Origin of the sequence: Streptomyces viridosporus (assembly GCF_002078235.1) — a bacterium.
GTDB classification, from domain to species: domain Bacteria; phylum Actinomycetota; class Actinomycetes; order Streptomycetales; family Streptomycetaceae; genus Streptomyces; species Streptomyces viridosporus.
In genome coordinates this window covers 1-19,960 of record NZ_MSGP01000210.1, presented here as the reverse complement: position 1 = coordinate 19,960, position 19,960 = coordinate 1, and the positions used below count along the sequence as shown (strand labels likewise).

The following is a 19,960-nucleotide window of genomic DNA, read 5'->3' as shown; positions in this document are numbered from 1 at the left end:
CAGACTAGCCCGCGGCACCGACGGCGCACCGGGGCCCGCCCCGCCCGGCTCAGACCTCGTCGCGCGCGAGGGCGAGCAGCCGGTCCAGGACGCGGGGGCCGCCGGCCCGGACGCCGTCGTGCTCGAACTCGTCGGTGACCCAGGTGCGCAGGCCCCGGATCGCGCGGGCGGTCTCGAGCGAGTGGGGCGTGTGGACGTACATGTCGTCGTGGTAGACGGCCGCCGCGGCCGGGACCTCGTTGACGGCGAGGCGGGCCGGGTCGTACAGCGGCGTCCAGTCGGTGCGGGCGGCGAGCAGTTCGGCGGTCTCGCGCAGCGGCCGCAGCGCGGGGTCGCAGTCGAACATCCAGGGGTGGATCGTCTCGCCGGTGAACAGCAGCGGTTCGTCGCCGGCGAGCGTCTTGGCCGCGTCGAACCGCGGGAACTCGGCGCGCACCCGCTCGGCCGACCAGGCGGTGGGGCGGGCGTCCTGGGCGTAGATCACCTCGTGGACGAGCGCGTAGAGCGGGTGGCCGGCGTACGACAGGAGGCCCTGGACCTGCTCCTGGAACGCGTCGGACAGCTCGGGCCCCGACGGGGTGCGGACGAAGGCGTCCTCGAGGAGGTGGTGCAGGCGGTGGCTGCCGTCGCCTCTGCCCAGGAGGATGCCCAGGGACTGGAATGCCTCGACGGTGAACCGGTAGCCGTTCGGCAGGACGACGTCGTGGGTGAGGAGGTGGTCGGCGATGCGGCGGGCGCGTTCGACGTCCTGCGGGTAGCGGGCGTAGTGGGCGGCGACCTTGCGCTCGACGCGCGGGTAGGCGGCCCGGTAGACGTCGTCGGCGTGGGCGTCCAGGGCGGGCAGTCCGCCGGTGACCAGGGCGGTGTCCAGGCCTTCGGGGGCCGTGGACAGGTAGGCGACGGTGCAGAAGCCGCCGAAGCTCTGGCCGAGGACGGTCCAGGGGGCGCCGCCGGTGACCTCCGGGCGGATCGCCTCGCAGTCGCGGACGATGGAGTCGGCGCGGAAGCGGGCGAGGTAGTCGGCCTGTTCGGCGGGGCCGCCGCGCAGCGGGAGCGTCTGCCGGTTGGCGGGGGTGGAGTGGCCGGTGCCGCGCTGGTCGAGGAGGAGCACGCGGTACTCCTCCAGTGCCCGGCCGAGCCAGGCCTGCTTCCCGATGAAACGATTCGCCCCGAAACCGGGACCGCCCTGGAGGTACAGCAGCCACGGCAGGTCCTTCTCCGCCTTGTCACCGGCGACGACCTCGCGCGCGTACAGCTCGACCGTCTCCCCCGAGGGGTCGTCGTGGTCGAGGGGCACGGTGAAGCGGCGGTCGGTGAGGACGACACCGGGCTGGCGGTAGCTGACGGACAACGGGGCTCCCGGGACGGACGGATTGTCGGATCGCGCCCCATTTCAGCACATGTTCGTCCGGCCGACGAGCCCGGGATCATGAAATCTTCCCTGGCCGACCGGTCAACGGGCGGACAGGCTGGAGCGGCGGACCACCAGTTCGGGGCTCAGGACGACCCGCCGGTGCTCGTGCGGCTCCGCCGCGGTCCCGGTCTCCGTCTCCTCCAGCAGCAGCTCCGCCGCCATGGCCCCCATGGTGACGGCGGGCTGCCGCACCGAGGTGAGCGGGACGGCCGCCGCGGCGGCGAACTCGATGTCGTCGTAACCGACGATCGCGAGGTCGTCGGGGACGCCGACCCCGGCCGCGTACATCGCCTGGAGCACGCCGAGGGCGAGCAGGTCGTTGGCGCAGAACACGGCGGTGGGGCGGTCGGTCAGACCGAGGAGGCGGGCACCGGCGTCCCGCCCCGCGGCGACGTCGAGGCGCTCGGTGGGCAGCTCGCGCAGGCGGTCCGGACCCAGTCCGGCCTCGGTGAGGGCGTTCAGGGCGCCGGTGCGGCGGTCGCGGACCTGGTTCAGGCCGGGCGGTCCGCTGACGTACGCGAGGGACCGGTGCCCCGCGTCGACGAGGTGCCGCACGGCCAGCGCGCCGCCCGCCACGTCGTCCACGGAGACCGAGCACTCGGTGGTGCCCTCGGCGACCCGGTCGACCAGCACGAAGGGGATGCCGTGGCGGCGGAAGGCCTCGATGTTGCGGCCGGTGGCGTCCGCCGGGGTGAGCAGCACGCCCCGGACCCGCTGCTCGGCGAAGAGGGAGAGGTACTCGGCCTCCTCGCTCGCGTCCTGGGCGCTGTTGCAGACCATCACGCCGAGGCCGGCTCGGCGCGCGGCGCGCTCGGCGCCGCGCGCCACGTCGACGAAGAAGGGGTTGCCCATGTCGAGGACGAGCAGGCCCATGATCCGGCTGCGGCCCGCCCGCAACTGGCGCGCGGACTCGCTGCGGACGTAACCGAGCCGGTCGATGGCGGACAGCACCCGTGCCCGGGTCTCGGCGGCGACCGTGTCCGGGCGGTTGATCACGTTGGAGACCGTGCCGACGGAGACTCCGGCGACGCGGGCGACGTCCTTGATACCCACCGACTGGGCCATCGGGCAGGGACCTCCAGAGGAGACGGGGCGGTCGGGGGGCCTTCACACATTACCGGCACGGTCTCCCGGGGCGGTTCCCGGCCGTGGGGGAGGATCGCGTACGCGTTGTCGTACCGGTCCAGGACCGGCCTGGTGCGCCGGCTGGGGTTCAGCGGGACGGGATCTCGGTCTTCCGCCGGGTGCCGGCGGCGGTCTTCCGGACGTGGAAGGCGCGGCCGCCCCGGGTGCGGCCGGTGCGGGTGACCGACGGCCCGGGGGCGGCGGCCCGGGCGGTGCCGGGGGCGGGGGCCGCCGCCGTGCCGAGGGGTGCTCCGGCCGGCCGGGTCCGTCGTCTCATCGCGGGGGCTCCGTCGTCAGGCGAGGTGGAAGACCTCGGTCAGCGGTTCCATCGCCTCGTCGGGACGGGCGCCGTCGAGGGACTCGAAGAAGGGGGCCATCTCGGCCTGCCAGCGGGCGTTGACCCCGGTGGCCTCCATGCCGGCCTTGGCGGCCTCGAAGTCCTCGGTCTCGAGGTAGCCGACGAGGAGGCCGTCGTCGCGCAGGAAGAGGGAGTAGTTGTGCCAGCCGGTGGCCGAGAGCGCCTCGCGCATCTCGGGCCACACGGCGGCGTGGCGTTCGCGGTACTCGGTGATCCTGTCCCGGCGGACCTTGAGCAGGAAACAGACGCGTCGCATGAGGTACCGCTCCTCGGTGGTGGGGGATCAGAAGTCGAAGTCGTCGATGTTCCCGGCGTCGAAGACGGTGGGCTTGCCCAGGTTGATCACGCCGTCCTCGCCGATGGTGTACTCGCCCATCGCGCCGGCCTCGAAGGTCTCGCCCTCCTTGCCGGTGATCTGCCCGGAGGCCAGGGCGACGGCGGTGCGCGCGGCCAGTTCGCCGAGCTTGGCCGGGTCCCAGAGCGCGAACGCCTCGACCGTGCCGTTCTTGACGTACTTGCGCATGTCGTTGGGGGTGCCGAGGCCGGTCAGCTTGACCTTGCCCTTGTACTTGGAGCCGGACAGGTACTGGGCGGCGGCCTTGATGCCGACGGTGGTCGGGGAGATGATCCCCTTGAGGTCCGGGTGCTTCTGGAGCAGGCCCTGGGTCTGCTGGAAGGACTGCTGGGCGTCGTCGTTGCCGTAGGCCACCTCGACCAGCTTCATGTCCTTGTACTTGGGGTCCTCGAGCTCGTCCTTCATGAACTCGATCCACGTGTTCTGGTTGGTCGCGGTCTGCGCGGCGGACAGGATCGCGATCTCGCCCTCGTGGTCGATCTGTTCGGCGAGCAGCTGCACCTCGGTGCGGCCCAGGTCCTCGGCGGACGCCTGGGAGACGAAGGCGTTGCGGCAGCCGGCGGTGGTGTCGGAGTCGTAGGTGACGACCTTGATGCCGTTCTTCATGGCCTGCTTGAGCGCGGTGCACAGGGCGCCGGGGTCCTGCGCGGACACCGCCATGGCGTCGACCTGCTGCTGGGTGAGCGTGTTGACGTAGGAGACCTGCCCGGCGGTGTCGGTGGCGCTGGAGGGGCCGGCCTCCTTGTAGGTGGAGCCCAGTTCCTTCAGGGCCTTCTCGCCGCCCTTGTCGGCGGTGGTGAAGTAGGGGTTGTTGACCTGCTTGGGCAGGAAGCCGACCGTCAGGCCCTTCCTGGTGGGCGCGTCGGGGTCGGCCTGGCCGGCCGCGGCCGCCGAGCCGCCGTCGTTCTTGACGTCCTCCTTGGTGGTGCCGCCGCAGGCGGTGGCGGCGAGGGCGAGCGAGGTGACGGCGGCGAGGGCCGCGCAGGTGCGGCTCAGGGATGCCTTGCGCATGGTGGGTTCCTCAGAGGGGCGTAGAAGGGCTTCAGGGGATCGGAGCGGGTGCCTCGGGCACCGGTGGGGGCGCGGCCGCCCGCCGCCCGGCCCGGGCGGCGGCGATCCGGCGTGCGACACGGGGGCCGAGGACCGAGACGACGAGCAGGACGCCGGTGACGACGATCTGCGACTGGGCGGAGACGCTGAGCAGGCTCATCACGTTCTGCAGCGTGCCGAGGAGGAAGACGCCCGCGATCGCGCCGCCCAGGGTGCCCTTGCCGCCGTCGAAGTCGATGCCGCCGAGCAGCACGGCCGCCACGACCGACAGTTCGAGGCCGGTGGCGTTGTCGTAGCGGGCGCTGGCGTAGTGCAGCGCCCAGAAGACCCCGGTGAGGGAGGCCATCAGGCCGGTCACCGTGAACAGGATCAGCTTCTGGCGCTTGACGCGGAGGCCGGCGAACCGGGCCGCCTCCTCGCCGGCGCCGATGGCGAACAGCGACCGTCCGAAGGGGGTGGCGTGCAGCGCCACCACGGCGATCGCGAGCAGGACGAGGAAGGGCGGGAAGGCGTACGGGACGAAGGTGTCGCCGATGCGCCCGGCGGCGAACTCCAGGTAGGGGCCGGGGAAGTCGGTCACCGCGTCGGAGCCGAGCACGATCTGGGCGATGCCCCGGTAGGCGGCGAGGGTGCCGATGGTGACGGCGAGGGAGGGCAGGCCCAGACGGGTCACCAGCAGGCCGTTGACCAGCCCGCAGACGACACCGAGCAGCAGGCAGAGCGGGATGATCGTCTCGATGGCCATGCCCTGGTTCCACAGGGCGCCCATCACCGCGCCGGACAGACCGGCCGTGGAGGCGACCGAGAGGTCGATCTCGCCGGAGACCACGAGCAGGGTCATGGGCAGGGCGATCAGCGCGATCGGCAGGGTGTTGCCGATCAGGAACGACAGGTTGAGCGCGTTGCCGAAGCCGTCGACCGTGGCGAACGACAGCAGCAGGACCACGACGAGCAGGGCGCCGACGGCCGTGTCCCAGCGGACGACGCGGCTCGCCGGGAATCCGGACTCAGGCATGGCGGGCGTTCCTCTTCTTCAGTGCCTGGGCCACGCGCAGCGCGACGATCCGGTCGACCGCGATGGCGAGGACGAGCAGGGTGCCGTTGATGGCGAGCACCCAGACGGAGCTGACGCCGAGGGCGGGCAGCACGCTGTTGACGGAGGTCAGCAGCAGCGCGCCGAGCGCGGCGCCGTAGACGCTGCCGGAGCCGCCGGTGAAGACCACGCCGCCGACCACGACCGCGCTGACGACGGTGAGTTCGTAGCCGGTGCCGGTGCCGGAGTCGACGTTGCCGAACCGGGCCAGGTACATCGCGCCGGCGAGTCCCGCGAGGGCGCCGCAGAAGGTGTAGGCGGCGAGGATCCGCCCCCGCACGGGGATGCCGGCGAGCCGGGCGGCCTCCGGGTCGGAGCCGAGCGCGTACAGCTCGCGTCCGCCGCCGAAGTGCTTCAGGTAGTACGCCGTCGCCACCAGGACGGCGAGGGCGATGAGCGCCAGGTACGGCACCGCCCCGATGCCGCCCGAACCGAAGTCGACGAACCCGCCGGGGAGGTCGGCCGCGGTGATCTGCCGGGAGCCGACCCAGAGGGAGTCGATGCCGCGGATGATGTAGAGGGTGCCGAGGGTGACGACGAGCGCGGGCACCTGGCCGAGGCTGACGAGCAGGCCGTTGAGCAGGCCGAAGCCGATGCCGAGCAGCACGGCCAGCGCGACGGCGACGACCGGGTTCCCGCCGCCCTGGAGGTGGGTGCCGGCGGCGAAGGCGCTGATGCCGAGGGTCGAGCCGACGGACAGGTCGACGTTGCGGGTGATGACGACCAGGGACTGGCCGGTGGCGACCAGGACCAGGATGGTCGCGTTCAGCAGCAGGTCCTTGACGCCCTGTTCGGACAGGAACTCGCTGTTGCCGGCCTGGGTGACGGCGATCATCACCAGGAAGACGGCCAGGATGGCGAGTTCGCGTATCTTGAACACGCGGTCGACCAGCCGGGTGGCGCCGGCCTTCGGCATCCCGGCGACGGGGGCTTCCTCGGGAGCGGCGAGGGTCATGCGGCCACCCTCCCGGTGGCCGCGGCCATCACGGTTTCCTCGGTGGCGTCGGTGCGGGGGATCTCGGCGGTGAGCCGGCCCTCGTGCATCACCAGCACGCGGTCGGCCATGCCGAGGATCTCGGGCAGGTCGGAGGAGATCATCAGGACGGCGACGCCGTCGGCGGCCAGTCGGGACAGCAGCCGGTGCACCTCGGCCTTGGTGCCGACGTCGATGCCGCGCGTGGGCTCGTCCACGATCAGCACCTTCGGACCGGTGGCGAGCCACTTGGCGAGGACGACCTTCTGCTGGTTGCCGCCGGACAGCGTGGAGACGGCGTCGGCGATCCGGGCGTACTTCACCTGGAGCCTGACCGCCCAGTCCAGGGAGCGGCTGCGCTCGGCGCCCCGGTCCATCAGGCCGGCCCGGACGGTCGTCCGGAGTCCGGTGAGGCCGATGTTGCGCTCGATGGACATGTCCATCACCAGGCCCTGGGCGCGCCGGTCCTCGGGGACCAGGGCGAGGCCCGCGGCCATGGCGGTGGACGGGGCGCCGTTGGTGAGCCTGCGCCCCTCCACCTCCACCTCGCCGGCGTCCCGGCGGTCGATGCCGAAGACGGCCCGGGCGACCTCGGTGCGTCCGGCGCCGACGAGGCCGGCGAGGCCGACGATCTCGCCGCGCCGCACGTCGAAGGAGACGTCGGTGAACACGCCCTCGCGGGTCAGCCGGCGCACGCTCAGGACCACTTCTCCGGGGCGTACGTCCTGCTTGGGGTACAGCTCCTCGAGGTCGCGGCCGACCATCCGGCGCACCAGGTCGTCCTCGGTCATGCCGTCCAGCGGTTCGCTGGCGACCCGGGCGCCGTCGCGCAGCGTGGTGACCCGTCGGCAGACCTCGAAGATCTCCTCCAGGCGGTGGGAGATGAACAGCACCGCGGCGCCCTCGTCGCGCAGGGTGCGCACGACGTCGAAGAGGCGGGCGACCTCGCTGCCGGTGAGGGCCGCGGTCGGCTCGTCCATGATCAGGACGCGGGCGTCGAAGGAGAGGGCCTTGGCGATCTCGACGATCTGCTGGTCGGCGATGGACAGTCCGCGGGCCGGGCGGTCGGGGTCGAGTCGCACCCCGAGCCGGTTCATCAGGGCGGCGGTCGCCTCGCGGGTGGCCCGGTGGTCGATCCGGCCGAGGGCGCGCCGGGGCTGCCGGCCCATGTGGATGTTCTCGGCGATCGACAGGTCGGGAAAGAGCGTGGGTTCCTGGTAGATCACGGCGATACCGGCGTCGCGGGCGTCCTTGGGACCGTGGAGGACGACCGGCTCGCCGTCGAGCAGCACCTGGCCGGCGTCCGGCCGGTGCACTCCGGCGAGCGTCTTGATGAGGGTCGACTTGCCGGCTCCGTTCTCCCCGGCGAGGGCGTGCACCTCGCCGGGGAACAGTTCCAGGGAGACGTCCCGCAGGGCGCGGACCGCCCCGAAGGACTTGGAGACGTCCCTGAGCGCGAGGACCGGGGCCGGACCCGTGTCGGACGGGTGGGTCATGAGGGCTCCTCGACGACGCCGGCGGGACGGCCCTCCCGACGTCGTGAAAGGTTTCAACTGGGTTGCCGGGACGTTAGGCGCGCGACGCACGGCACGTCAATGGGTCCCGGTCGAAAAAGTTTCGACAGCTTCAGATCACGCCCTGGTCACGGCGAGCGGTCTCGGTCGAAGGGGTTGACACCCCTTCGGGGGCCCCATAGCTTCCCGTCCTGAATCGTTTCACTCAGTGGTCGTTACGACCCGATGTCACAGGAGCCCTGACGTGACCGAGCTCGCCGCGGCGAAGGCCGCTCTCAAGACACAGGCCGTGGAGACGCCGTCGTGGGCGTACGGGAACTCGGGGACCCGTTTCAAGGTGTTCGCGCAGGCGGGCGTGCCGCGCACCCCGCAGGAGAAACTGGACGACGCGGCCAGGGTGCACGAGTTCACCGGTGTCGCCCCGACCGTCGCCCTGCACATCCCCTGGGACAGGGTCGACGACTACGCGGCGCTGGCCCGGCACGCCGAGGAGCGCGGCGTGCGGCTGGGCACGGTCAACTCCAACACCTTCCAGGACGACGACTACCGGCTGGGCAGCATCTGCCACCCGGACGCGGCGGTGCGCCGCAAGGCCGTGGACCACCTGCTGGAGTGCGTCGACATCATGGACACGACCGGGTCGCGGGACCTGAAGCTGTGGTTCGCCGACGGGACGAACTACCCCGGGCAGGACGACATCCGGGCCCGGCAGGACCGGCTCGCCGAAGGGCTTTCGGAGGTGTACGAGCGGCTCGGTGAGGGGCAGCGGATGCTGCTGGAGTACAAGTTCTTCGAGCCGGCCTTCTACACGACGGACGTCCCGGACTGGGGCACGGCGTACGCGCACTGCCTGAGGCTCGGCCCGAAGGCGCAGGTCGTGGTGGACACCGGGCACCACGCTCCGGGCACCAACATCGAGTTCATCGTGGCCGTGCTGCTGCGGGAGGGCAGGCTCGGCGGGTTCGACTTCAACTCGCGGTTCTACGCCGACGACGACCTGATGGTGGGCGCGGCGGACCCCTTCCAGCTGTTTCGGATCATGTACGAGGTGGTGCGCGGGGGCGGGTTCACCCCGGACGTGGCGTTCATGCTCGACCAGTGCCACAACATCGAGGCGAAGATCCCGGCGATCATCCGTTCCGTCATGAACGTCCAGGAGGCCACGGCGAAGGCGTTGCTGGTCGACCGGTCGGCGTTGGCCGAGGCCCAGCGGGCGGGGGACGTCCTCGGCGCCAACGCCGTGCTGATGGACGCGTACAACACGGACGTGCGTCCGCTGCTCCGCGAGGTGCGGGAGGAGATGGGGCTGGACCCCGACCCGCTCTCCGCGTACCGCAGGTCGGGCTGGGCGGAGAGGATCGCGGCCGAGCGGGTCGGCGGGCAGCAGGCGGGCTGGGGGGCTTGACCACCGGCTCTCGTCCGCCGGTTCCCGTGCGCCGCGGTCCGCGGGTCGTGTGTGGCCGCCCGCGCGGTTCCCCGCGCCCCTGAGCGGGCGCTCCGCCTTCCCCTTCCTTCCCTCCTCCGACAAGGACTGATCACTCATGTCGACCCATCCCGCGGCCGCCGCCCTGCTCGCCCGTTCCCACCGGCTCGGCTCCGACCCCCGGAACACCAACTACGCCGGCGGCAACGCGTCGGCGAAAGGCACCGGCACCGACCCCGTCACCGGGGGCGACGTCGAACTGATGTGGGTGAAGGGGTCCGGCGGGGACCTCGGGACGCTCACCGAGGCGGGGCTGGCCGTGCTGCGGCTGGACCGGATGCGGGCGCTCGCCGACGTCTACCCGGGCGTGGAGCGCGAGGACGAGATGGTCGCCGCGTTCGACTACTGCCTGCACGGCAAGGGCGGCGCCGCCCCCTCCATCGACACCGCGATGCACGGGCTGGTGGGGGCCGCGCACGTGGACCACCTGCACCCCGACTCCGGGATCGCGCTGGCCTGCGCCGCCGACGGGGAGAAGCTGACCGCCGAGTGCTTCGGCGACACGGTGGTGTGGGTGCCGTGGCGGCGGCCCGGGTTCCAGCTCGGACTGGACATCGCGGCCGTCAAGGAGGCCAACCCGCGGGCGATCGGCTGCATCCTGGGCGGGCACGGCATCACGGCGTGGGGCGACACCTCCGAGGAGTGCGAGCGCAACTCGCTGCACATCATCCGCACCGCCGAGCGGTTCCTGGCCGAGCGCGGCAGGGCGGAGCCCTTCGGCCCGGTGATCGAGGGGTACGGGGCGCTGCCCGAGGCCGAGCGGCGGGAGCGGGCCGCGGCGCTGGCCCCGTACGTGCGGGCCGTCGCCTCGCAGGACCGGCCGCAGGTCGGGCACTTCACCGACACCGACGTGGTGCTGGACTTCCTGGCCCGCGCCGGGCACCCCCGGCTGGCCGCGCTCGGCACCTCGTGCCCGGACCACTTCCTGCGCACCAAGGTCCGCCCGCTGGTCCTCGACCTGCCGCCGGACGCCCCGCTCGACGAGGCGATCGCCCGGCTGAGGGAACTGCACGCCGTCTACCGCGAGGAATACGCCGCCTACTACCGGCGGCACGCCGGGCCCGACTCCCCCGCGATGCGCGGGGCCGACCCGGCGATCGTGCTGGTCCCCGGGGTCGGCATGTTCAGCTTCGGCAAGGACAAGCAGACCGCGCGGGTGGCGGGCGAGTTCTACGTCAACGCGATCAACGTGATGCGCGGGGCCGAGGCGGTCTCCGCGTACGCGCCGATCGAGGAGGCGGAGAAGTTCCGCATCGAGTACTGGGCGCTGGAGGAGGCCAAGCTCCGGCGGATGCCGGAGCCCCGGCCGCTGGCCACCCGGGTGGCGCTGGTGACCGGCGCGGGCAGCGGCATCGGCAGGGCGGTGGCGCACCGGCTGGTGGCCGAGGGGGCGTGCGTCGTCGTGGCGGACCTGGACGGGGAGAGCGCCGAGCGGGTCGCCGAGGAGCTCGGCGGGCCCGACAAGGCCGTCGCCGTCACCGTGGACGTCACCTCGGAGGAGCGGATCACCGAGGCGTTCCGGGCGACGGTGCTGGCGTTCGGCGGTGTGGACCTGGTGGTGAACAACGCCGGCATCTCCCTCTCCAAGCCGCTGCTGGAGACGTCCGCGAAGGACTGGGACCTGCAGCACGACATCATGGCCCGCGGCTCCTTCCTCGTCTCGCGCGAGGCGGCCCGGGTGATGACCGCGCAGGGGCTGGGCGGCGACATCGTGTACATCGTCAGCAAGAACGCGGTCTTCGCCGGCCCCCACAACATCGCCTACTCGGCGACCAAGGCCGACCAGGCCCACCAGGTACGGCTGCTGGCGGCCGAGCTGGGCGAGCACGGCATCCGGGTCAACGGCGTCAACCCGGACGGCGTGGTGCGCGGCTCCGGGATCTTCGCCGGCGGCTGGGGGGCGCAGCGCGCGGCCGTGTACGGGGTGCCGGAGGAGAAGCTGGGCGAGTTCTACGCCCAGCGGACGCTGCTGAAGCGCGAGGTGCTGCCCGAGCACGTCGCGAACGCCGTCTTCGCGCTGACCGGCGGCGACCTCACCCACACCACCGGACTGCACGTCCCGGTCGACGCCGGCGTCGCCGCCGCGTTCCTGCGATGAGCACCGCCGGGAAGGCCTGTGCCGCGGTCGACCTCGGCGCGTCCAGCGGGCGCGTCATGGTCGGCCGCGTCGACCCCGACAGCCTGGAGCTGACCGAGGCCCACCGCTTCCCCAACCGGCCCGTGCGGGTGCCGGAGGGGCTGCGCTGGGACGTCCTCGGGCTCTACGCCGGGGTGCTGGACGGGCTGCGGGCGGCCGGAGCCGTCGACTCCGTCGGCATCGACAGCTGGGCCGTGGACTACGGGCTGCTGGACGCCGACGGGGCGCTGCTCGGCAACCCCGTGCACTACCGGGACGCCCGCACGGAAGGCGTCGCGGAGAAGGTGTGGGCCCGGATGCCCGCCGAGGAGCTGTACGCGGCGACCGGTCTGCAGTACGCGCCGTTCAACACGCTGTACCAGCTGACGGCGGCCCGCGGATCGGCCCAACTCTCCCGAGCCGAGAGGCTGTTGCTGATCCCGGACCTGCTGACGTACTGGCTGACGGGCGAGCAGGGCACGGAGCTGACCAACGCCTCGACGACCCAGCTGATCGACCCGCGCACCCGCACCTGGTCGCCCGGGGTCGCGCGGCGGCTCGGCATCGACCTCGGTCTGTTCGCGCCGCTGCGCCGGCCCGGGGATCCGGCGGGGGTCCTGCGGCCCGAGGTGCTGGAGGAGACCGGACTGGCCGGGCCGGTCGCGGTGACGGCCGTCGGGTCGCACGACACCGCCTCCGCCGTGGCCGCGGTGCCCGCGACCGGCGAGCGGTTCGCGTACATCTGCACCGGCACCTGGTCCCTGGCCGGGCTGGAGCTGGACGCGCCGGTCCTCACCGAGGAGAGCAGGGCCGCCAACTTCACCAACGAGCTGGGGCTGGACGGCACGGTCCGCTACCTGCGCAACATCATGGGCCTGTGGCTCCTCCAGGAGTGCGTGCGGGCCTGGGGCGAGCCGGACCTGGGCGCGCTGCTGCGGGAAGCGGCCGAGGTGCCCGCGCTGCGGTCGGTGGTGGACGCCGGGGACACCGCGTTCCTGGCCCCGGGGCGGATGCCGGAGCGGATCGCCGAGGCGTGCCGGGCCTCGGGGCAGCCGGTGCCCCTCTCCCCGGCCGAGGTCACGCGGTGCATCCTCGACTCGCTCGCCCTGGCCCACCGCAGGGCCGTCGAGGACGCCCAGCGGCTCGCCGGGCGCGCGGTGGACGTCGTGCACGTGGTGGGCGGCGGCACCCGCAACGCCCTGCTGTGCCAGCTGACCGCCGACGCCTGCGGGCTGCCGGTGGTGTCCGGGCCGACGGAGGCGGCGGCCCTGGGCAACGTGCTCGTGCAGGCCCGCGCCCACGGACTGGTCGGCGACCTCGCCGGGATGCGGCGGCTGCTCGGCCGCACCCAGCTGCTGACGCGGTACGAACCGCGCGGCGGCACCCGGCGCTGGCAGGCGGCGCAGGCCCGGCTCGCCCGGGGCTGACGCGGCCTCCCCGGGGCACTCGGCCCCGGACTACCCTGCACCCACCCGACGACCGACCCACGAGGAGCCGCGATGCGTGTCGCACTGTTCCTGACCTGCGTCAACGACACGCTCTATCCGGACACCGGGCGCGCCGTGGTGAAGCTGCTGACCAGACTGGGCGTCGAGGTCGACTTCCCCCTCGCCCAGACCTGCTGCGGCCAGGCGCACTACAACACCGGGTACCGGCACGGGGCCGAGCCGCTGGCCCGGCACTTCTCCGACGTCTTCCGGGACTACGAGGCGATCGTGACCCCGTCCGGGTCGTGCGGGGCGATGGTGCGGGAGCTGTATCCGCGGATGGGCGAGCGGGCCCGGGCCGAGGGCCGCGGGGACACGCTCGCGGCGGCCCTGGCGCCGGTGGTGCCCAAGACGTACGAGCTGACCGAGTTCCTGGTGGACGTGCTGGGCGTGACGGACGTCGGCGCGTCCTACCCGCACACGGTGACCTACCACCCGACCTGTCACGGACTGCGCGCCCTCGGGCTCGGCGACCGGCCCCTACGGCTGCTCCGGGCGGTCGAAGGGCTGGAGCTGGTGGAGTTGCCGGGCGCGGAGGAGTGCTGCGGCTTCGGCGGCACCTTCGCGCTGAAGAACGCCGACGTCTCGGCGGCGATGGGCGCCGACAAGGTGCGCAACGCCGAGTCCACGGGCGCCGAGGTGCTGTGCGCGGCGGACAACTCCTGCCTGATGCACATCGGCGGAACCATGACCAGGCTGCGGACCGGCATGCGGCCGGTGCACATCGCGGAGATCCTGGCGAGCACCGAGGAGGAACCTGCCCGATGAGTGGGACGTTCGTCGGAATGCCCGGTTTCCACCCGCACGGCCTCCCGGCGTTCCCCGAGGCCGCCCGGGAGGCCGTGCGGGACACCACCCTGCGCGGCAATCTGCGGCACGCCACGCACACGATCCGCGCCAAGCGGGCCAGGGCCGTCGCGGAGGTCGCCGACTGGGCGGAGCTGCGGGAGGCGGGAAAGCGGATCAAGGACCACACCCTCCGTCACCTCGACCACTACCTCGTGCGGTTGGAGGAGTCGGTCACGGCCGCGGGCGGCACCGTCCACTGGGCGGCCGACGCCGAGGAGGCCAACCGGATCGTGACCCGGCTCGTCAAGGAGACGGGCGAGTCGGAGGTCGTGAAGGTCAAGTCGATGGCCACGCAGGAGACCGGCCTCAACGAGGCCCTCGAGGCCGAGGGCATCCGCGCCTACGAGACCGATCTCGCGGAGCTGATCGTGCAGTTGGGCAAGGACCGGCCCTCGCACATCCTCGTCCCGGCGATCCACCGCAACCGCGGCGAGATCCGCGACGTCTTCCGCACCGAGATGGGCGCGTGGGGCCGCCCCGCCCCCGAGGGCCTGACCGACACGCCCGCCGAACTCGCCGAGGCGGCCCGGCTGCACCTGCGGGAGAAGTTCCTGCGCGCCAAGGTCGGCGTCTCCGGCGCCAACTTCATGATCGCCGAGACCGGCACCCTGGTGGTGGTCGAGTCCGAGGGCAACGGACGGATGTGCCTGACCCTGCCCGAGACGCTGATCTCGGTCGTCGGCATCGAGAAGACCGTGCCGACCTGGCGGGACCTGGAGGTGTTCCTGCAGACCCTCCCCCGCTCCTCGACGGCCGAGCGGATGAACCCGTACACGTCCACCTGGACCGGCACCACGGACGGGGACGGCCCGCGCGTCTTCCACCTCGTCCTGCTGGACAACGGCCGCACCGACACCCTCGCCGACGAGGTCGGCCGGCAGGCACTGCGCTGCATCCGCTGCTCGGCCTGCCTCAACGTCTGCCCGGTCTACGAGCGGGCCGGCGGCCACGCCTACGGCTCGGTCTACCCGGGCCCGATCGGCGCCATCCTCAGTCCCCAACTGCGCGGCACGGGCAGCGAGATCGACGCCTCCCTGCCGTACGCCTCCTCGCTGTGCGGGGCCTGCTACGAGGTGTGCCCGGTCGCCATCGACATTCCCGAGGTGCTGGTGCACCTGCGGGAACGGGTCGTCCAGGGCGGGCCGGCCGTCCGGGGCGGCAACAAGGTGGTGCTCAAGCCCGCCAAGGGACACGCCGCCGAACGGGCGGCGATGCGGGCCGCGCGGTGGGCGTTCGGGCGCCCCGGCGCCCTGCGGACCGGCCAGCGGCTGGCCTCGCGCACCCGGCGCCTCCACCCGCGCACCCTCCCCGGCCCGGGCCGGGCGTGGACCGGGAGCCGGGACCTGCCGCCGGTGCCCGCCGAGCCGTTCCGGGACTGGTGGCAGCGCACGCAGGGCGGGGACGGCGGGATCGGCGGGATCGGCGGGAAGGGAGCGGTGAAGTGAGCAGCAGGGAACGGATCCTGGGCCGGGTGCGGCGCGCGCTCGCCGACGTGCCGAAGGACGACACCCCGTACGAGCGGGCGGTGCGGCGGGACTACGCGCGCGAGCACGGCCGGCGCACCGCCGAGCAGACGGTGGACCTGCTCGCCGAGAACCTGGCCGACTACCGGGCGATCGTGCACCGCACCGGCACCGACGGACTGGCCGGGGTCGTCGCCGGGCTGCTGCGGGAGCGCGGCGCGTCGTCGGTGCTCGTCCCGCCCGGACTGGACGAGGGGTGGCTCGCGGCGACCGGGGTGACCCGGGTGGCGGACCGTGCGGAGAGCACCCCGCACGAACTGGACCGGGTCTCCAGCGTGGTCACCGCCTGCGCGGTCGCGATCGCCGAGACCGGCACCCTCGTCCTGGACGGCTCCCCCGACCAGGGCCGCCGCCGCATCACCCTGGTCCCCGACCACCACATCTGCGTGGTCCGCGTCCCGGACCAGGTCGTCTCCTCCGTCCCCCAGGCCCTCGAACGCCTCGACCCGGCCCGCCCGCTCACCTGGATCTCCGGGCCGTCGGCGACGAGCGACATCGAACTCGACCGGGTGGAGGGCGTCCACGGGCCGCGCACGCTGGAGGTCGTGCTGGTCGGCTGAGTCCTTCCCGGGTTCCCGGGTCCTTCCCGGCGAGGTCCACCGAGTCCCGCGGCACCGCCGACAGTGCCCGGGCCGCGCTCGACGGAGGGACGCCCGGGCTCGGACGCGGCGGCGGCACTCGGGGCCGGCCCGGTCGCGGCCCGGCGTGTGCCGCGCGCCCCGGCGGGCGCCCGTCGGCCGTCGCCCGGGAACGGCTCCCCGGGGCCGGCTGGGACGGCACCCCGTGACAGCGAGGCTGAACAAGCGCTTAGATAGGTCTTCCGGTACCGCCGCCGACCTGGAGGCCCTCCGTGTTCACTTCCGTCGACGATGTCCGCGCGCGCCTCGCCGGGGCGGGCTACCTGGCCTCGCCCGCGGTCGCCACGGCCGTCTTCCTGGCCGACCGGCTCGGCAAGCCGCTGCTGGTGGAGGGCCCCGCCGGGGTCGGCAAGACCGAGCTGGCCAAGGCCGTGGCCCAGGTCGCCGGGGCCCGGCTGGTGCGCCTGCAGTGCTACGAGGGCATCGACGAGTCGCGGGCGCTGTACGAGTGGAACCACGCCAAGCAGCTGCTGCGCATCAGCGCCGGCCGGGACGAGACCTGGGACGAGACGCGCACGGACATCTTCGGCGAGGAGTTCCTGCTCCCCCGTCCGCTGCTGACCGCCATCCGCGGCGACGACCCCAAGGTGCTGCTGATCGACGAGACCGACAAGGCGGACGTCGAGGTGGAGGGCCTGCTCCTGGAGGTGCTCGGCGACTTCCAGGTCACCGTTCCCGAGCTGGGCACGATCACCGCGACCCGCCGCCCGTTCGCCGTCCTCACCTCGAACGCCACCCGTGAGCTGTCCGAGGCGCTGCGCCGCCGCTGCCTGTTCCTGCACATCGGCTTCCCCGACGCGGAGCTGGAGCGGCGGATCGTCCGGCTGAAGGTGCCGGAGATCGACGCGGCGCTGGCCGAGTCCGTCGTACGGGTGGTGGGGGCGCTGCGCGCGATGGACCTGCGCAAGGCGCCGTCGGTCGCCGAGACCGTCGACTGGGCCCGCACCCTGCTGGCGCTGGGCGCCGGCACACTGGACGAGAGCGTCGTACGCGACAGCCTGGGCGTGATCCTCAAGCACCAGGACGACGTGCTGAAGGCGGCGGCCAAGCTCGACCTGGACGCCCTGTGAACGCCGCCGGTCCCCCGGCCGCCGCTCCCTCGGACCTCACCGCACGGCTGACCGGCCTGGTCGACGCGCTCCGCGCGCACGGCGTGCGCGTCGGCACCGGTGAGACGGTGGACGCGGCCCGGGCGGTGGAGGCGCTCGGGCTCGGGGACCGGGAGGTCCTGCGGGAGGGCCTGGCCGCGACCCTGCTGCACACGACCGGTCAGCGCCCGGTGTTCGACGCCGTCTTCGACCTGTACTTCCCGCGCCGGGTCGGCGCCCCGGACACCGGTCCCGCGGACCGGGAGGAGCTGCGCGAGCGGCTGGCGGCCGCGCTGGCCGACGACGACGCGGCGCTGATGGCCCGGTTGGCGGTGGAGGCGGTCGACGGCTTCGGCGGCTACGGGAGTTCGCCCGCGTCGGACGGCTGGTCGTCGTACCAGGCGCTGGAGCGGCTGCGCCCGCAGACGCTGCTCGCGCGGGTGCGGGACGAGGTGCGGGCGCGGGGCGGCGCGCCGGGGTTCGGCGACCGGCTGCTGGAGGACGAGATCCGGCGCCGCATCGAGGGGTTCCGGCGGCTGGTGGCGGCGGAGGCGCGACGGCGGGTCGCCGAACGGCGGGGGCGGGACGAGGTCGCCCGGCGCGCGGTGGCCCCGTCCGCCGACCGCGTCGACTTCCTGTTCGCCGGGAGGGACCGGCTGGCCGAACTGCGCAGGACGGTGCAGCCGCTGGCCCGGAAGCTGGCGACCCGGCTGGCCGCACGGCGCCGCAGGGCCGCGCGCGGCAGCATCGACCTGCGGCGGACCCTGCGCGGTTCGCTGTCGACGGGCGGGGTGCCGATGCGGCCGGTGCTGCGCCGGCGCCGGCCCGCCCGGCCCGAGCTGGTGCTGCTGTGCGACGTGTCCGGCTCGGTGTCCGGGTTCTCCGACTTCACGATGCTGCTGGTGCAGGCGCTGCACGACCAGTTCGGCAAGGTGCGGGTGTTCGCCTTCGTCAACCGGGTCGACGAGGTGACCGGGCTGCTGGTGCGCGGCGCCGCCGACCCGGAGGGCCTGAGTGCGCGGATCCGGGACGAGGCGGTCGTCACCGGCTGGCACGGCAGCAGCGACTACGGCACGGCGCTGGGCGAGTTCGCCGAACGGTGCGCCGGTGCCGTCGGCCCGCGCACGACCGTGTTCGTCCTCGGCGACGCCCGCACCAACATGGCCGACCCGAACCTGCCGGCCGTGCGCGAACTGGCCGGACGGGCCCGGCGCGTGTACTGGCTCAACCCCGAGCAGCGCTCCCGCTGGGGTACCGGCGACTCCGCCGCGCCCGAGTACGCCGAGCTGGTGGAGATGCACGAGTGCCGCACCGTGCGGCAGTTGAGCGCGCTGGTCGGGCGGCTGCTGCCGGTGTGACCGGGCCCGGCCGGTCAGTCCGCCTTCGCGTACGTCCGGGCCGTGCCGCCCGCACGACCGGGTCCGGTCTCCGTCCGCCCCGAACGGCACCGGCGGGGGCCGGGCCCCACCACTTCACCGTCCGCCCGTCCACTCGCATACGCCATCCGGGCGACGGGACCGGGCCGGTGCGTCAGTCGCCGGAACCGCAGAGCCGGGCGAAGCGCCCGGCGTCGACGTTCCCGCCGGAGAGGATCGTCCCGACCCGGCCCCGCAGGGCGCCCGCGCGGCCGGTGAGCAGCGCGGCCAGCGCGGTGGCCCCGCTCGGCTCCAGGACGATCTTCAGGCGCTCGAAGGCGAACCGCATCGCGTCCCTGATCTCGTCGTCGCCGACCAGCACGACCTCGTCCAGCAGCCGCCGGTTGAGGGAGAACGTCAGCTCGCCGGGGGTGTGCAGGGCCTGGCCGTCGGCGATGGTGCGCGGGACCGGGATGCTCACGCGGTGCCCGGCCGCCAGCGACCGCCTGGTGTCGTCCCCGGCCTCCGGTTCGACGCCGACCACCCGGGCCGCGGGGCACAGGCCCTTGACGGCGGTGGCGCTCCCGGCGATCAGTCCGCCGCCGCCGACCGGTGCGAGCAGCACGTCCAGCTCCCCCGTCTCCTCGATCAGCTCGAGAGCCGCCGTGCCCTGGCCGGCGATGACGTCCGGGTGCTCGTACGGGGGGATGAGGGTCAGGCCGCGCTCGGCGGCCAGGGCCTCCGCGACGGCGACACGGTCGCCGGTGTAGCGGTCGTAGGTGACGATCTCGGCGCCGTACCCCTCGGTGGCCGCGCGCTTCGACGGGGGCGCGTCCCCGGGCATCACGATGACGGCGGTGGTGCCCAGTTCCCGGGCGGCCAGGGCGACGGCCTGGGCGTGGTTGCCGGAGGAGTAGGCGGCGATGCCCCGGGCCAGCTGTTCCGGGGTGAGCCGGGAGGCCGCGTGGTAGGCGCCGCGGAACTTGAAGGCGCCGACCCGCTGGAAGTTCTCGCACTTGAGGTGGACCTCGGCACCGACGAGTGCGTCCAGGGTGCGCGAGCGCAGCACCGGCGTGCGGTGCGCGACGCCTTCGAGGCGCCCGGCCGCGGCACGGACGTCGTCGAGGGTGACCGGCGGGCGGGTGGTCGTCACGCGGTTCCTCCAGCGGGAGTCGGGGCGGTCGTCGCCCTGGTCGGGAGTGCGGGCACGGCGTCGGCGGCTGCCCGCCGCGCCGCGTCCACGCGGTCGCGCGGCCAGTATCCGGGACCGCGCCCGCCCCCGGTAGCCGTTTCGGCCGCGCGGGCCGAGGGCACTCGTGCCGGGCTCGGGACGCACGGTGAGCGGCCGGGCGCGCCGGGCCCCGGGGGGGGAGGGGGAGACGGCGCGTGAGAGAGCGAGGAGGTCCCTCCGCATGACGGACGACACCACCGCGCGGGCGTCCGGGTACCCGGACGCGCCGCCCCGCGTGGGTTTCTTCACGGACACCTCGGTGTGCATCGGGTGCAAGGCGTGCGAGGTGGCGTGCAAGGAGTGGAACG

The 19,960-nt window shown here is 73.6% G+C and carries 17 protein-coding genes and 1 pseudogene; 9 read left to right on the top strand and 9 right to left on the bottom strand.

What is annotated here, in order from left to right:
• Nucleotides 1–49 precede the first annotated feature (49 nt).
• From B7L92_RS15480 to B7L92_RS15450, 8 genes and pseudogenes are all read right to left on the bottom strand, one after another.
• Complete coding sequence (locus B7L92_RS15480; protein ID WP_081238163.1) at nucleotides 50–1,351, bottom strand: alpha/beta fold hydrolase; 1,302 nt, start codon at nucleotides 1,349–1,351, stop codon at nucleotides 50–52.
• A gap of 102 nt (nucleotides 1,352–1,453) precedes the next feature.
• On the bottom strand, nucleotides 1,454–2,479 hold the full coding sequence (locus tag B7L92_RS15475) for a LacI family DNA-binding transcriptional regulator (RefSeq protein ID WP_081238161.1): 1,026 nt from the start codon (nucleotides 2,477–2,479) through the stop codon (nucleotides 1,454–1,456).
• A gap of 77 nt (nucleotides 2,480–2,556) precedes the next feature.
• Nucleotides 2,557–2,708, bottom strand: a pseudogene (locus tag B7L92_RS39480) (Tat pathway signal sequence domain protein); the annotation flags it as partial.
• 124 nt (nucleotides 2,709–2,832) lie between these two features.
• A complete protein-coding gene (locus tag B7L92_RS15470) occupies nucleotides 2,833–3,153 on the bottom strand; it encodes an L-rhamnose mutarotase (RefSeq protein WP_081238159.1) in 321 nt (106 codons plus the stop codon).
• Between the two features lie 27 nt (nucleotides 3,154–3,180).
• A complete protein-coding gene (gene rhaS / locus B7L92_RS15465) occupies nucleotides 3,181–4,263 on the bottom strand; it encodes a rhamnose ABC transporter substrate-binding protein (RefSeq protein WP_081238157.1) in 1,083 nt (360 codons plus the stop codon).
• A gap of 31 nt (nucleotides 4,264–4,294) precedes the next feature.
• Nucleotides 4,295–5,317: an ABC transporter permease gene (locus B7L92_RS15460; protein ID WP_081238156.1), complete on the bottom strand. Its 1,023-nt coding sequence runs from the start codon at nucleotides 5,315–5,317 to the stop codon at nucleotides 4,295–4,297.
• Entirely contained in the window at nucleotides 5,310–6,350 is a 1,041-nt protein-coding gene (locus B7L92_RS15455) for an ABC transporter permease (RefSeq protein WP_081238154.1), read from the bottom strand. The genes B7L92_RS15460 and B7L92_RS15455 overlap by 8 nt, the downstream gene beginning before the upstream one ends.
• A complete protein-coding gene (locus B7L92_RS15450; protein WP_081238152.1) occupies nucleotides 6,347–7,864 on the bottom strand; it encodes a sugar ABC transporter ATP-binding protein in 1,518 nt (505 codons plus the stop codon). The genes B7L92_RS15455 and B7L92_RS15450 overlap by 4 nt, the downstream gene beginning before the upstream one ends.
• A gap of 262 nt (nucleotides 7,865–8,126) precedes the next feature.
• Between B7L92_RS15450 and rhaI the strand changes: the two genes are divergently transcribed.
• From rhaI to B7L92_RS15410, 8 genes are all read left to right on the top strand, one after another.
• The gene (gene rhaI / locus B7L92_RS15445) at nucleotides 8,127–9,287 is read left to right on the top strand and encodes an L-rhamnose isomerase (protein ID WP_081238150.1); all 1,161 of its coding nucleotides are present in this window, start codon (nucleotides 8,127–8,129) and stop codon (nucleotides 9,285–9,287) included.
• Between the two features lie 136 nt (nucleotides 9,288–9,423).
• Nucleotides 9,424–11,463, top strand: a complete 2,040-nt coding sequence (locus tag B7L92_RS15440; RefSeq protein WP_081238148.1) for a bifunctional rhamnulose-1-phosphate aldolase/short-chain dehydrogenase — start codon at nucleotides 9,424–9,426, stop codon at nucleotides 11,461–11,463.
• The gene (locus tag B7L92_RS15435; RefSeq protein ID WP_081238146.1) at nucleotides 11,460–12,908 is read left to right on the top strand and encodes a rhamnulokinase; all 1,449 of its coding nucleotides are present in this window, start codon (nucleotides 11,460–11,462) and stop codon (nucleotides 12,906–12,908) included. The genes B7L92_RS15440 and B7L92_RS15435 overlap by 4 nt, the downstream gene beginning before the upstream one ends.
• Nucleotides 12,909–12,980: 72 nt before the next feature.
• On the top strand, nucleotides 12,981–13,736 hold the full coding sequence (locus tag B7L92_RS15430; RefSeq protein WP_081238144.1) for a (Fe-S)-binding protein: 756 nt from the start codon (nucleotides 12,981–12,983) through the stop codon (nucleotides 13,734–13,736).
• Nucleotides 13,733–15,262 carry a lactate utilization protein B gene (locus tag B7L92_RS15425; protein ID WP_081238142.1) on the top strand — a complete coding sequence of 510 codons (1,530 nt, stop codon included), beginning with the start codon at nucleotides 13,733–13,735 and terminating at the stop codon, nucleotides 15,260–15,262. The genes B7L92_RS15430 and B7L92_RS15425 overlap by 4 nt, the downstream gene beginning before the upstream one ends.
• Complete coding sequence (locus tag B7L92_RS15420) at nucleotides 15,259–15,900, top strand: LutC/YkgG family protein (RefSeq protein WP_081238140.1); 642 nt, start codon at nucleotides 15,259–15,261, stop codon at nucleotides 15,898–15,900. Before B7L92_RS15425 ends, B7L92_RS15420 begins: the two co-directional genes overlap by 4 nt.
• 290 nt (nucleotides 15,901–16,190) lie before the next feature.
• Complete coding sequence (locus tag B7L92_RS15415; RefSeq protein ID WP_004979538.1) at nucleotides 16,191–17,048, top strand: AAA family ATPase; 858 nt, start codon at nucleotides 16,191–16,193, stop codon at nucleotides 17,046–17,048.
• Nucleotides 17,045–18,424 carry a vWA domain-containing protein gene (locus tag B7L92_RS15410; protein WP_081238138.1) on the top strand — a complete coding sequence of 460 codons (1,380 nt, stop codon included), beginning with the start codon at nucleotides 17,045–17,047 and terminating at the stop codon, nucleotides 18,422–18,424. Before B7L92_RS15415 ends, B7L92_RS15410 begins: the two co-directional genes overlap by 4 nt.
• A gap of 172 nt (nucleotides 18,425–18,596) precedes the next feature.
• Here B7L92_RS15410 and B7L92_RS15405 read toward each other — a convergent pair whose 3' ends face one another.
• Nucleotides 18,597–19,574 carry a pyridoxal-phosphate dependent enzyme gene (locus B7L92_RS15405; RefSeq protein WP_081238135.1) on the bottom strand — a complete coding sequence of 326 codons (978 nt, stop codon included), beginning with the start codon at nucleotides 19,572–19,574 and terminating at the stop codon, nucleotides 18,597–18,599.
• A 259-nt stretch (nucleotides 19,575–19,833) separates the two neighbouring features.
• Between B7L92_RS15405 and B7L92_RS42370 the strand changes: the two genes are divergently transcribed.
• Nucleotides 19,834–19,960, top strand: a 127-nt coding sequence (locus B7L92_RS42370) for a 4Fe-4S binding protein (protein WP_170102217.1), incomplete at its 3' end; no start/stop codon positions are given.